11 protein-coding genes are annotated in these 12,948 nt (G+C 62.7%); 5 read left to right on the plus strand and 6 right to left on the minus strand.

The genetic code is table 11. The features are described 5' to 3' along the window. Positions 1–73: 73 nt before the first annotated feature. The 5 genes from CRO06_RS02005 to CRO06_RS02025 form a co-directional block, all read right to left on the minus strand. Positions 74–1,456, minus strand: coding sequence for a hypothetical protein (locus CRO06_RS02005; RefSeq protein ID WP_097057624.1), 1,383 nt, complete (start codon positions 1,454–1,456; stop codon positions 74–76). A 174-nt stretch (positions 1,457–1,630) separates the two neighbouring features. Continuing rightward, positions 1,631–3,052, minus strand: a complete 1,422-nt coding sequence (locus tag CRO06_RS02010; protein WP_055100440.1) for an NAD-dependent succinate-semialdehyde dehydrogenase — start codon at positions 3,050–3,052, stop codon at positions 1,631–1,633. Positions 3,053–3,124: 72 nt separating this feature from the next. Further along, the gene (locus CRO06_RS02015; RefSeq protein ID WP_097057625.1) at positions 3,125–4,888 is read right to left on the minus strand and encodes an acyl-CoA dehydrogenase; all 1,764 of its coding nucleotides are present in this window, start codon (positions 4,886–4,888) and stop codon (positions 3,125–3,127) included. 47 nt (positions 4,889–4,935) lie between these two features. After that, positions 4,936–5,688 carry an acetoacetyl-CoA reductase gene (gene phbB, locus CRO06_RS02020; protein WP_022994821.1) on the minus strand — a complete coding sequence of 251 codons (753 nt, stop codon included), beginning with the start codon at positions 5,686–5,688 and terminating at the stop codon, positions 4,936–4,938. 4 nt (positions 5,689–5,692) lie between these two features. Continuing rightward, positions 5,693–7,066 (minus strand): malonyl-CoA decarboxylase, encoded by a 1,374-nt coding sequence (locus CRO06_RS02025; protein WP_097057626.1) that lies wholly within the window; start codon positions 7,064–7,066, stop codon positions 5,693–5,695. Between the two features lie 211 nt (positions 7,067–7,277). Here CRO06_RS02025 and CRO06_RS02030 point away from each other — a divergent pair, with 211 nt between their 5' ends. The 5 genes from CRO06_RS02030 (at position 7,278) to CRO06_RS02050 (ending at position 11,862) form a co-directional block, all read left to right on the plus strand. Then, entirely contained in the window at positions 7,278–7,712 is a 435-nt protein-coding gene (locus CRO06_RS02030) for a MaoC family dehydratase (RefSeq protein ID WP_014996430.1), read from the plus strand. Between the two features lie 30 nt (positions 7,713–7,742). Further along, complete coding sequence (locus CRO06_RS02035; protein WP_022994819.1) at positions 7,743–8,291, plus strand: hydrolase; 549 nt, start codon at positions 7,743–7,745, stop codon at positions 8,289–8,291. Positions 8,292–8,350: 59 nt separating this feature from the next. Continuing rightward, positions 8,351–9,922: an ATP-binding protein gene (locus tag CRO06_RS02040; protein ID WP_233917359.1), complete on the plus strand. Its 1,572-nt coding sequence runs from the start codon at positions 8,351–8,353 to the stop codon at positions 9,920–9,922. Between the two features lie 11 nt (positions 9,923–9,933). Beyond that, the gene (locus tag CRO06_RS02045; protein WP_097057627.1) at positions 9,934–10,572 is read left to right on the plus strand and encodes a response regulator transcription factor; all 639 of its coding nucleotides are present in this window, start codon (positions 9,934–9,936) and stop codon (positions 10,570–10,572) included. 114 nt (positions 10,573–10,686) lie between these two features. Beyond that, a complete protein-coding gene (locus CRO06_RS02050) occupies positions 10,687–11,862 on the plus strand; it encodes a YbfB/YjiJ family MFS transporter (RefSeq protein WP_097057628.1) in 1,176 nt (391 codons plus the stop codon). Positions 11,863–12,036: 174 nt separating this feature from the next. On the opposite strand, the gene CRO06_RS02055 is transcribed toward CRO06_RS02050, so the two are convergent. Next, on the minus strand, positions 12,037–12,936 hold the full coding sequence (locus tag CRO06_RS02055) for an NAD(P)/FAD-dependent oxidoreductase (protein WP_097057629.1): 900 nt from the start codon (positions 12,934–12,936) through the stop codon (positions 12,037–12,039). Positions 12,937–12,948 lie beyond the last annotated feature (12 nt).

The raw sequence follows: 12,948 nt of genomic DNA on the forward strand, positions 1-12,948 counted from the left end.
TGAGGGCGCCCCATGCCGTTCACGGGGCGCCGGATGGTTGTGTCACTTTGTTGTTTTCGCGGGATTATTACGCTTACTCGGAGCCGGCGGGCTCGGCGGCACCGGAAGCCGTGCGGCTGTCACCGGCGAGCCAATCACGTTCCAGTACCAGCCACAGAATCAGACCCGCACCCAGCCCCCAGGCCGCGCCTTTAGTGGCCAGAATGGCGCCGACGATCACCGCCACGCCACGTTGCAGATTGGAGCCCTTGCCGAGCATCTCCACCGCCAGGTATCCGCACAGATAGCCCTGGATCAGCAGCGTCAGCGCCAGACCGATGTTCAAGCCCGGCTTGAACAGGGACACCACCGGCAGCAATAACAGCGCGATGCTCATGCCCCAGTAAATGCTGTTGGCCCCACCCCAATAGCTGTCCATGGCCTTGCGATCGTTGTTCATGTAGCGATTGACCACCAGTGCCTGGCCACCGGTCCAGGACGGCCCGGACAGACTGATGAAAGGCGCGCACAGACCATGAAACAGATTGCGGAGCCCGGCGATGATGCTGTTACGGCGCGGGCTGAAAACCAGTTTTTCGTCCTTGCGCACCTTATCCGCGTTCTTGAACAGGGAATCGATCACCAGCACATCGCCAAAGGCGATGACATAGGCGGCCAGCGCCAGCGGCAACGCATCGAGGAAATACTGGAACGGCGGCCAGCCCAGACCGAACACGGTGTAATCATTGAGCATGTCGCCAAACGGCAGGGATACCCAGCCCCACTCCAGGGTTGGCGCCTGGACCTCGCCGATCAGAATACCGAACACATAGGCGATCACGAACGGTACGGCGATACCGTACTGTGCAATGAAACGGAACAGGGAATAACGCTCCCGCAAAGGCGCGGCGGTGCGGGAAAACAACATGAAAAAGCCGAGGACCGTACCGAGCAAAATGGTGATCGGCATGGTCCACACCCGCCCGGTGGCGGAAAACTCCGTCATTATGGCGGAGAAGCCCGCGCCCACCAGAATCCCCGCCTTCAGCGACATGGGCATCTTGCGAACCAGTACATCCGCGCCCTTGAACAAGCCCATGGCGAAAAAGAGTCCCGCCACCGTCAACTGCAAGGCAATCAACGCCAGAATGCGCGCATCCCCCTCCGGATAACCGGACAGAAACGCCACATACAACGGAATCCCAGCGGTGATCCAGCCGGATACCGCCGGGTCGCCGAAATGGCCATGCAGCATGAACAGAAAATTGTTGATCACCACGAAGGCCACGGCGACTTCGAAGGGGATGCCCAGCACCGACGTCATCAGGCCGGAAATACTCAGGGGCACCACACACAGAATCGCCCCTTGCAGGATGTCCGGCAATTCCAGCTTGTAGTGGACAAAAGGAATGCGCAGCTTGAGGAAACCCAGCGTCGAGGGCTGTTCGCCCCCGTCCGCTCTCTTTCGCAGACTCATGTTGTTCTCCGTTATCGGGCTTTATTAGCGTTATCGATGCGGCAGAGATGCCGCCTTCTGAATCAGGGGTTTTCCCCTGAATACTAGGTATATATACCTTTTTAATCAAGCATAAATACCCAATAAAAAGCCCGCCGAAGCGGGCCTTTCAACGGAACCGAACGGGTGTGGCGGTCAGACCGCCACGCCACCGAGCTTGGTTTCCAGATATTCCAACAAACCTTCGCGAGCCCCCTCGCGCCCCAGACCGCTCTCGTTCATGCCGCCGAACGGCGCCGCCGCGCTGGTGGGGTTGATGTCGTTGATGCCGATGATGCCGAACCGCAGCCCTTCGAACATGCGGATCGCCCGGGAGAGCTTCTCGGTATAGACGTAGGCCGCCAGCCCGTAATGGGTATCGTTGGCCATGGCCAGCACCTCCTCTTCGTTATCGAAGGGGATCACCGGCGCCACCGGCCCGAACGTCTCCTCCCGATAAATACGCATGTCCGGGGTCACGTCCGCCAACAGGGTCGGCGCATAGAAATGCCCGCGATCCGCTTCACCGGCGAACAGGCGCTCACCGCCCTGCATCAGGCGGGCGCCCTTGGCCACCGCGTCGTCCACCTGCCCGGCCACCTTGTCGATGGCCGCCTGGTTGATCAGCGGGCCGATGCTGATGCCCTCTTCCATGCCATTGCCCGCTTTCAGTTTGGCGATGCGATTACTCATCTCCGCCAGGAACGGCTCGATGATGTCCCGCTGAACAAAAATACGATTGGGGCTGATGCAGGCCTGCCCGGTATTAAGGAATTTCACCAGCGACAACCCCTTGGCCGCATGCACCGGATCCACATCATTGAAGACAATGGCCGGTGCGTGACCACCCAGCTCCATGGAAACCCGTTTGAGATGGCCGCCGGCCAGCCCGGACAGGTACTTGCCCACCGGCGTGGAACCAGTGAAAGTAATTTTTTTCACCAGCGGATGGGTGCAGAACGCCTCGCCCACCGGCTTCGGATCCTGTTTGGTGATCAGGTTCACCACGCCTGGCGGGAAACCGGCCTCGTGGAAAATCTCGAACATGGCCCGGGCGCACAACGGCGTCGCTTCCGCCGGTTTCAACACGATGGTGCAGCCCGCCGCCACCGCCGGCGCCAGCTTGCGGGTGATCATCGAGATCGGGTAATTCCACGGCGTGATCGCGCCGACCACGCCCACCGGATGCTGCTGTACCCAGAAACGCTGGTTAGCGCGGGCGGATGGGATGGTTTCGCCGTACATACGCTTGGCTTCCTCGGCGAACCACAGTAGAAAATCAGCGCCATAACCCACCTCGTTGAGCGCCGCCTTGAGGGGTTTGCCCTGCTCGCGGGTCATCAATTCCGCCAGCTCCCGTTTGCGCGCCAGCATCAGCCCGTGGGCCTTGTACAACAGCGCCGCCCGTTCATAGGCGGTGGTGGCGGACCAGGACGCGAAGGCGGTATTGGCCGCTTCGATGGCCGCCGAGATATCAGCGTCGTCAGCGTCGGCGACGGTACCGATCTGCTCGTTGGTGGCGGGGTTGAACACCGCGAAGGTGTTGTCCTTGTTGATCCATTCACCGTTGATGTACATGGTTTTCTCCTGGGGCCTGGATTGGTGACGTTTTAGCCGCAACGGGCGCGATGGAAATAGTGTGAACTGGCCCTATAGCAGCTCTTCGGGCAGTGCCATCAGTGTATCGTCACCGAAACGCAAAGCCCGGGCGTGATGCAGATAACGGGGCAATATCTGCTCAAGGTAAAAGTGGACGTGATGCCGTTTGCGGCGAGCGAACGGGGAATCGTCTTCCGCCACGCTCAGCGCCGCGCGGCCCATTTGCCAGGCAGCCACCACGGTGGCGCTCAGCATCAAATAGTGGAAAGCGATAGCGCCGGGCAGCGTGGCACTGTCGCTGGCGCCCAGCAAAAATTCCGTGGCGTCGGCTACCGCCACCACCGCATCCGCCAACAGCGCTTTGCGTTCAGAGCCCAACACACTCTCCAGGTGCGGCTCGGACAGAAACGCATCCATCTCCTCCAGCATCTCAAACATGGCGGTACCGCGATCACGCAAGGTCTTGCGCCCCACCAGGTCCATCGCCTGAATGCCGTTGGTGCCTTCGTAGATCGGCAGGATGCGCGCATCCCGGAACAACTGCCCGGCACCGGTTTCCTCGATGAACCCCATACCGCCATGACACTGCACGTTCAGGGACGTGACTTCCTGGGCCATCTCCGTGCACCAGCCTTTGACCAGCGGCGTGAGCAAATCCAGGCGCCGCTGATGGCGGGCCCGGCGTTGCGGGTCGCTCTCACCGTGGGCCCGGTCCACTTCGGCGCAGCCCACATAGGCCAGCGCACGGCCCGCCTCGGTGAGCGCGTTCATGGTCATCAGCATACGGCGCACATCCGGATGACCGATGATCGGCCCCGCCTCACGCTGTCCGGGAGCCACGCCCTGTACTCTTTCGCGGCAATATTCGCGCGCCTGCTGACAGGCCCGTTCGGCCACGGCCACGCCCTGCAGCCCAACGGTAAGGCGGGCGTTGTTCATCATCGTGAACATGCACGCCAGCCCCTGGTTGGGCTTGCCCACCAGGTAACCAATGGCACCGCCATGATCGCCGTAGCTCATCACACAGGTGGGGCTGGCGTGAATGCCGATCTTGTGTTCCAGCGAGATAGCCCGGCAATCATTGCGTTCGCCCGGGGAACCATCCTCGTTGAGCAAATACTTGGGCACCAGGAACAGGGAGATGCCCTTCACCCCCTCCGGCGCATCGGGCAAACGGGCCAGCACCAGATGGACGATGTTTTCGGCCATGTCGTGATCGCCCCAGGTGATGAAAATTTTCTGCCCGGTAACGCGGAAGTGATCGCCTTCCGGGACCGCCCGTGCCTTCACCGCGGCCAGATCGGAACCGGCCTGCGGCTCGGTCAGATTCATCGTGCCACTCCAGGTACCACTGACCATGGCAGGCAAATAGCGGGCCTTGAGAGACTCGTCGGCATTGGCGGCGATGGCTTCCACCGCGCCCTGGGACAACAGCGGGCAAAGCCCCCAGGACATGTTGGCGGCGTGCCACATCTCCTGCACCGCCACCGCCAGCGAGAAAGGCAGCCCCTGGCCGCCGTACTCGGGATCGAACTGCAGACTGCCCCAGCCGCCTTCCACGTAGCGCTGGTAAGCGTCACGGAAACCGGGCGCGGCAACCACGCCATCCTCTTGCAGACGCACGCCATGGCGATCGCCGTCGGCATTGAGCGGCGCGATCACCGACGAAGCCAATTTACCGGCCTCATCCAGCACGGCTTCGGCCAAATCACGGGACACTTCGGTAAACGGCGGCAATGCCGCCAGACCATCGATATCGGTCAGCTCGCCGAGCACGAAAGCCATGTCCTGCAGCGGCGCTTTATATTCCGGCATGGGGCATCCTCTGTCTTTGTTGTTCGCGTAAGGGGTTCGCGGTGCCGTCAGCTCATGTACTGACCGCCATTCACCGACAGATTCGTGCCGGTGATGAAACCCGCCTCGTCGGCGGCCAGGAAGGCCACCGCCCGGGCGATGTCGTCGGGCTGGCCCAACCGGCCCACGGGAATACCGGCGATGATACCTTCAAGAATGTTCTCCGGCACCTGCCGCACCATCGGGGTGTCGATATAACCCGGCGAGACGGCATTGACGGTGACGCCCTTGCGCGCGCCTTCCTGGGCGATGGAGCGAGTGAATCCATAAACACCGGCCTTGGCGGCGGCGTAGTTGCACTGGCCGAACTGGCCCTTTTCCCCATTCAGGGAAGAGATGTTGACGATACGGCCGAAGCCCCGTTGGCACATGCCATCGAACACCGCCCGGCACAGGTTGTACATGGAGGTCAGGTTGGTGTTGATCACATCCTGCCAGAAGTGCGGCTCCATGCGCTTGATCGGCGCGTCCCGGGTGATACCGGCGTTATTCACCAGCACATCGATGGGGCCGAGCTCCGCTTCCACATCAGCGGCGAAGACGGCGCAGGCGTCATAGTCGGTGACATCCAGGGGACGGACGTGCACGGAATAGCCCTGCTGCTCCATGCTTTCCTGCCATTGCCGCGCCTGTTGTTCCTGTTGCGGGTCAGGATAGTAGGTCCCCACCACGGTGCGGCCCTGATCACACAGAGCCTGACACATGGCCACGCCCAAGCCGCCGGTGGCGCCGGTCACCACCGCCAATCGTTTCTCGCTCATAACTTTACGCCTTCAACAGTTTTTTCATGGATGCCGACGTGGCCACGGCCCCATCGACGGTGTAACTCTGGCTGCGCGCTTCGATACGCGGCAGCTCATAGCGATAATTGACCATCATGCCGGCGGACTGGCGCCGGCCTTTTTCGGACAGGTCCGCGGCCCAATTCAGCCGGGCCACCTGAGCGCCGTTACTGAGATGGAAGTGGGCCACCGGATCCAGGGCGTAGCGGCCCCGGCGTTGTTCACGGCACAGGTACCAGGCCATCAGCCGCCGCAGCGCCTCGGCACGCAAGGGATCCAGCCGCTCAGGATCCAGCAGAGCCCCGGCGCTGCCGGTGTCCCGCCATACCGCGCCGCCGGGCAAACCGGCCAGAACATCGTCGGACAACCCCTCCAGCCAACGGCTGAATCCGGGGATCGGCGACAGGGTGGCGAACTGCTTCAGTTGCGGTAGTTCCTGGCGCAGCAGCTTCACCACCCGTTTGATCAGGAAGTTGCCGAAACTGATTCCGGCCAGACCAGCCTGGGCATTGGAAATGGAGTAGAAAATCGCGGTGTCCGCTTGCCGGGCATCCAGCACCGGCGCGTCTTCATCCAGTAGCGCCTGGATGCTGCCGGCCATGCCCTCCACCAGCGCCACCTCGACAAAAATCAACGGCTCGTTGGGCATGTTGGGATGGAAGAACGCGAAGCAGCGGCGGTCCGGGCGCAAACGGTTCTTCAGATCGTTCCAGCCACGGATCGCGTGCACCGCCTCATAGGCGATGAGCTTTTCCAGTAACTCGGCGCTGCTTTGCCAACTGATCTGTTCCAATTGCAGCAGCCCCACGTCGAACCAGGCACCGAGCAACCGCTTGAGATCCGCTTCCAGAGGTGCCAGTTGGGGATATTCCTTGCGCAACGACAACAGTTCCGCACGCAGATCCACCAGGAACTTGACTCCCTCCGGCACGCCATTGAAACGGGTCAGCAAGGTCATGCGCGGCGGCTCCAGGGCATCACGCAGAGCCAGGGCGGCCTGCATGCGTCCCTCACTACCGGCCGCGCGCCATTGCTCCATGGCCTGCTCCACCCGCGCCTCGTCCACGGCGTATTGTTCCGCCAGCAACATCAGAAAACGGGCACGGCCGTCGTGATTCAGAGCCTTGAATTCCCGCGCCAGGGTCACCGCCCGGTCACGGGCCGCCACCTGCCCGCCATCGTCCGCCAGACAAGCGTCTATCCATTTGATCAGGCGCTCCACGTCACCGCCGTTCAGGTCCGGGGTCAGTGTCAGCTTGCCGTCCAGCAGCCGCCGCTCGTTCCAGGCCTCCAGCCCCAGCGGTACCAGTCGGCGGATGGCCTTTTCCCAAAGACCGTCATTCTGATCCTGCATCATTGCTCTCTCCCACCAGGCCGCTCCACGCTGGTGCGGCACCGACGGCCAAGAGACTAGCAAAGCTCGATTACAAAACCAAGTATTTCTACTTGGATTTAAAAGTGTAAACCACTACACTTTTGAGTCACTGGCTTTAACTGGATGGCTTCGCGCCTTGTGAATAAACCAAAGCCACGACATAAAGAGTCACTACGTAAAACAAGGAATCCCGATGGACGAACTGCACGGTTACTACCTGGAAGATCTGAAAGTCGGCCTCAGCGCCAGCTACGCCAAGACCATTACCGAGGCCGACGTGGTACTGTTCGCCGGCATCACCGGTGACGACAATCCGGTGCACCTGAACGCGGACTACGCTGCCGGCACCCAGTTCGGCCAGCGCATCGTGCACGGCATGTTCAGCGCCGGCCTGATCTCCGCCGTGCTCGGCACCCGCCTGCCCGGCCCTGGCGCCATCTATGTGGACCAGCAACTGTCGTTCAAGGCGCCGGTCCACATCGGCGATACCGTGGTGGCCACCGCCACCGTGCTGGAGATTGACGAAAGACGGCGCCGGGTGAAGCTGGAAACCGTCTGCCGCGTCAAAGACAAGATCGTAGCCCAGGGCGTGGCCACCAACATGGTGGACCGCCGCCCCTCCCAGTAAAGATTATGAACAGGCTCTAAGGACCCGACCATGCTGATCGAAGCCCAAGATTCCACCCTGCTGGTCATCGACGTTCAGGAACGTCTGCTGCCCGGCGTACATGAACACGAAACCCTGGTGAAAAACTGCCGCTGGCTGATCGAAGTAGCGCAGCTGATGGACGTGCCGGTGCGCTTCACCGAGCAATACCCGAAGGGCGTCGGCCCCACCACCGACCAACTGCTGGAGCTGGCCGGTGACACCAACCCCGCCATCGCCAAGACCGTATTCTCCTGCGCCGACGCGCCGGAATGCGCCTCGCTGCTCTCCGAAGCCCGCGGCAAGACGTTCGTGCTGTGCGGCATGGAAGCCCATGTCTGTGTGATGCAAACCGCCCTGGGGCTGCACCAGGCCGGCAACAAGGTATTCGTGGTGGCCGATGCGATCTCCGCGCGTAACCCGCTGGACACCGAGATTGCCCTGCAACGCCTGCGCGACGAGGGCGTGCGCGTGGTCACCCGGGAAATGGTGGGTTTCGAGTGGGTTCGCGATTCCCTCGCCCCGCAATTCAAAACCTTCAGCCAGAAGTTCCTGCGCTGATACCCGGAAACACCGCCGGCGCCACGCCGGCGGTGGTTGGGCACCGCACGAGGTACACTATGTTCCTTAGCCAGCAACCCAACCACGGCGCCATGGACACACCGACACCGGAAGAGGGCTTCACCGCGCTCACCGACGATGCCGAGCGCAACCGCCTGCTGGCGGAGATGGCCGAGCAGTCCACCGACATGATTTCCCGGCACACGCCCGGGGACTGGCGTTTCATCTATGCCTCACCGGCGGTGACTCATCTGCTCGGCTACAGCGTCGAGGAAATCGTCGGTGTCTCCGCCTATGACCTTTATCACCCGGACGATGTGGAGAATTTTCAGCGACGCGCACCCAGCGTTCGCTACGAGCGCGGCCTGTACACTCACACCTACCGGTTCCGTTGCAAGGACGGCCATTACACCTGGCTGGAAAGCACCAGCCGCACCTTGCGCGACCCGGGCACCGGTGACATCCGTGAAATCCTGGTGGTATCCCGGGACGCCAGCGGCCGTATCGAGGCGGAGCAGACCAACCGGCGGCTGGCGCGAGTGCTGGAAAGCACCAGCGATCTGGTGATCTTCACTTCCCTGGATCATCGCATCACCCATCTCAACGAGTCCGCTCGCCAGGTGCTGGCCCTGGACAGCGCCACCCCATCCGCCAATTTGTCGGAGCTGTTCACCGAGACCAGCTATCGCCTGCTTGGCGAAGCCGCCTTCCCCACCGCCCTGCGACGCGGCAACTGGAGCGGTGAACTGGACATGCGTGACCGCCGCGGCCAGACCATTCCGGTTTCCCTGGAATTGCTGGCGCACCGCTCCTATCACGGCGACATGGAGTATTTTTCCCTGGTGGCCCGGGATCTGAGCGCGGCCAAGGCGGCGGAAGCGCAATTGAAGGCCTATCAGGCGGACATCGAACACGCCAGCCGGCTGGTGACCATGGGCGAGTTGGCTTCGAGCCTGGCCCACGAGTTGAATCAGCCACTCACCGGCATCGTCAATTATCTGCGCGGCATCCAGCGCCGCTTCGGCGATCAGACCGAGGTGCGCTGGCAGGACCTGCGTGTGCCGCTGGAGAAAACCGTGGATACCGCTCTGCGCGCCGGCGGTATTATCCATCGAATGATGGATTTCACCCGCAAAAGAGCGCCGGTGCACGAAGCCATGGATTTGCTGCCGGTGGTCGACGATCTGCTGCAATTCTGCGAACCCAACGCCGAACGCCACAATGTGGTGCTGGAAAACCGCATGACTCTGACCGGCGCCCGGGTTGTGGCGGACCGCATTCAGTTGGAGCAGATCCTGCTCAATCTGATCGTCAATGCCATCGAAGCCTGCCAGACTCCCGCCGGTCAAGCACCGCTCAAGGTCTGGCTGGAGGCACAGCGGCACGGCAGGCAACTGGAGATCCGGGTGCGCGATCAGGGCCCTGGCCTGCCGCCGCACAGCTCGGATAAACTGTTTGAGCGCTTTTTCACCACCAAGAAGAACGGGCTGGGCATGGGCCTGGCGATCAGCCGTTCCCTGGTGGAATCCCTCGGCGGCGAACTGTGGCCCCTCGCCGTGGAAGAAGGGGGCGCCTGTTTCTGTTTCACCCTGGCACTGGCGGACGACGAAACGCCGACCACAACGAATTGACCCGGATCCCAATGGCAAACAGCGAACCGACGCAAACCATTCATATCATCGACGACGACGCCGATGTGCGCGACTCCCTGCAATGGCTGCTGGAATCCGTGGGGCTGCAGGTGCGCTGTTATGAAACCGCCCTGGCGTTTCTTGAACGTTTCCAGCCCGGCGCTGGCGGTTGCGTGGTGATGGACGTGCGCATGCCCGAACTCAGCGGTATCAACGCGCAGAAGAAATTCCCCGAATATGGCATCGACCTGCCGGTGATCATGATCTCCGCCCACGGCAGCATCGACATGGCGGTGACCGCTCTCACCGACGGCGCGCTGACGTTCATCGAGAAACCGTTCGACGACCAGGTGCTGATCGACCATGTCCAGAACGCCCTTGAGCGGGACCGTCAGCACCGCCGCAAACTGCAGGCGCTGGCGGTACACCGGCAACGCTACGAAGGCCTGACCAAACGGGAACGGCAGGTGTTCGAGGAAGTGGTCAACGGCCTGTCCAATCAGGAAGTGGCCGATAAGCTCGGCATCAACCGCAAAACGGTGGAAGGCCATCGCGCCAACATGATGAGCAAGATGGCGGCGGATTCCCTGGCCGAACTGGTGCAGATCGCCATCAGCCTGCGCCAGCAGGACGCCGTTCTCCACGCCTGAACCATCCCATTCGGTTCAGTGATGCCGAGCATCTGTATAAATCATTTTTAGTGATAGGCGGACTCTGCTTAACTGGGCGCCTGCCAACGACCGCCTCTCGCTTTGGAGCCGCCCATGACCACCACCGTCTCGCCCACCCGCCTGATACTGATGGGAGCGGCCACCACCCTGGCCGGGATCGGGTTGGGCCGTTTCGCCTACGCCGCGCAACTGCCGGGGCTGATCGAGGCCGGCTGGCTCAGCGCCCGTGACGCCGGTTTCGTCGGCGCCACCAATCTGCTCGGCTATCTGGTCGGCGCGGTACTTGCCAGCCGTCTGGCACGCCGGCTTGGCCCCGGCCCGGTGATCAAGCTGTCCACCTTGCTGATCGCCGTCAGCTTCCTGGCCAGCATGTGGCAAGGGCAGGTGTGGTGGTTCAGCCTGTGGCGCTTCGTCGCCGGCGTCACCGGAGCCCTGCTGATGGTGGTGGCGCCTTCCCTGATCGCCAGCCAGCTACCGGAATCCAAACGCAAACGGGGCACCGCCTGGATCTTTACCGGCGTCGGCACCGGCGTGCTGATCTCCGCCACCCTGGTGCCCTTGCTGATGCAGCAGGGGCCGGAACTGACCTGGCTGGGCCTCGGCCTGATCGCCCTGTTACCGGTGGCGCTGGTGTGGCGCCCCTGGCCGGGCCTGCCGCAGGCGCCCCAACAAGGACAACAGCAGGCCCGCGTCGGCCTGGTGATGGCCGCCATCTATCTCGCCTACCTGCTGGACGCGGTGGGCTTCGTACCGCATACGGTGTTCTGGGTGGATTATCTGGAACGACAAAGAGGGTTCAGTACCTGGGCGGCGGCGATCCAGTGGGGGCTGGTGGCCTTGGGCGCCATCAGCGGCCCGTTCCTGGTCGGCGCCATTGCCCGCCATGCCGGCTGGCACCGCACCCTGTTCACCGCTTTGGCGTTGAAGGGAACCGCGGTCCTGCTGCCGATGCTGGTACCGGGAACACTGGTGGTATCGCTCTCGTCCTTTACCGTGGGCGCGCTGATCCCCGGCATGGTCGCCACCACCATGGGCCGCATCGGCGAGCTGGTGCCCGCCCATGTGCACGCCACCGCCTGGGGCCGGGCCACCGCCCTGTTCGCTGTCGGGCAAGCGGCGGCTGCCTACCTGATGGCACCGATTTACGCCAGCGCCGAACACAGCTCGCTGATTTTCATCATCGGCGGCAGCGCCCTGCTCTGCGCCGCCACCTTGACTCTGGCGACGCCGCTGTTCGCCAGGCACAAGCCGGTGACGGAGGTGTCCTGAGCGCTGCCTGCTGACCTGGATGCAGAGATGGCCACGCGGCCACTGTGGGAGACCAGCTTGCTGGCGAATACCGTTCTTCCGAGGTTGGTGCATTCGCTTGCAAGCAAGCTTCCCACAGCGGCTTCGAAGTCCAGTCTGAGGGAAGCTGTTTCAGTGGCGGGCTTGCGTGTGCCCTCAGGCGCTTTCCGGCAGCCCGAACAACAAAGCCCGGTGCGCGCCCATGGCCGCCATGGTGCCGTCGGCCATGGCCAGGGTCACGTTGCCGGCGGCCCGGGCGGTGTCGCCACAGGCGAAGATGCCGGGGATCGACGTCGCCTTGATGTCGTTGGTGGCGATGACGGTCCCCATGGGTGTTTCGTCCAGCCTGCAGCCCAACTGTTTCGCCAGTGGCCCAACTGGCGCCACCTCCGTGGCCACGAACAGACCGGCCAGTTCCCTCTCTCTGCCGTCCTTCAACGCCACCGTGGCCCAATCGCCCGACACCGCCACCACGGCTTCCGTTTCCACCGTGACGCCACGCCGGGCCAGATCCTGTTGCTGTTCTTCATCCAGGGTCAACGCGCCATTGGTGAAAAGGGTGGTGGGCCCCCACTGCGGAATCAATTGCGCCTGATGCAGCGACATAGGCCCACTGGCCAGCACCCCGAGCGCGCCCCGGTTCAGTTCGTAGCCGTGGCAGTACGGGCAGTGAAACACCGAACGTCCCCAACGTTCCTCCAATCCCGGAACGTCGGGCAAGGTGTCGGAAACGCCGGTGGCGAGGATCAGGAAGCGGCCGGAGAACCGGTCGCCATCGGCGGTGCCCACGGCAAACCCGTCATCAAGCCGGCTTGCCGATACAGCTTCGCCATCACGCCAGGTGAGATCCGGATAGAGCATTAACTGCCGCTTCCCTTCAGCGGCGATCTCCCCCGGCGGGCGCCCATCCTGGGCCAGAACGCCGTGGGCAGCATCGGCGAAGCGGTTACGCCGCAATCCGCTGTCGATCACCAGCACCTTGCGGCGAGCACGCACCAGCGGCAGCGCCGCGGACATGCCGGCATAGCTACCGCCGATAATAATGACGTCAAACATAACAGCCTCCGG

This window comes from Alloalcanivorax xenomutans, assembly GCF_900217905.1.
In the GTDB taxonomy this organism is placed as follows: domain Bacteria; phylum Pseudomonadota; class Gammaproteobacteria; order Pseudomonadales; family Alcanivoracaceae; genus Alloalcanivorax; species Alloalcanivorax xenomutans.

What these genes read in the sequence shown, in the direction of transcription:
- CRO06_RS02005 (WP_097057624.1), bottom strand. Translation starts at nt 1,456, where the DNA reads ATGAGTCTGCGAAAGAGAGCGGACGGGGGCGAACAGCCCTCGACGCTG.
- CRO06_RS02010 (WP_055100440.1), bottom strand. Translation starts at nt 3,052, where the DNA reads ATGTACATCAACGGTGAATGGATCAACAAGGACAACACCTTCGCGGTG.
- CRO06_RS02015 (WP_097057625.1), bottom strand. Translation starts at nt 4,888, where the DNA reads ATGCCGGAATATAAAGCGCCGCTGCAGGACATGGCTTTCGTGCTCGGC.
- phbB (WP_022994821.1), bottom strand. Translation starts at nt 5,688, where the DNA reads ATGAGCGAGAAACGATTGGCGGTGGTGACCGGCGCCACCGGCGGCTTG.
- CRO06_RS02025 (WP_097057626.1), bottom strand. Translation starts at nt 7,066, where the DNA reads ATGATGCAGGATCAGAATGACGGTCTTTGGGAAAAGGCCATCCGCCGA.
- CRO06_RS02030 (WP_014996430.1), top strand. Translation starts at nt 7,278, where the DNA reads ATGGACGAACTGCACGGTTACTACCTGGAAGATCTGAAAGTCGGCCTC.
- CRO06_RS02035 (WP_022994819.1), top strand. Translation starts at nt 7,743, where the DNA reads ATGCTGATCGAAGCCCAAGATTCCACCCTGCTGGTCATCGACGTTCAG.
- CRO06_RS02040 (WP_233917359.1), top strand. Translation starts at nt 8,351, where the DNA reads ATGTTCCTTAGCCAGCAACCCAACCACGGCGCCATGGACACACCGACA.
- CRO06_RS02045 (WP_097057627.1), top strand. Translation starts at nt 9,934, where the DNA reads ATGGCAAACAGCGAACCGACGCAAACCATTCATATCATCGACGACGAC.
- CRO06_RS02050 (WP_097057628.1), top strand. Translation starts at nt 10,687, where the DNA reads ATGACCACCACCGTCTCGCCCACCCGCCTGATACTGATGGGAGCGGCC.
- CRO06_RS02055 (WP_097057629.1), bottom strand. Translation starts at nt 12,936, where the DNA reads ATGTTTGACGTCATTATTATCGGCGGTAGCTATGCCGGCATGTCCGCG.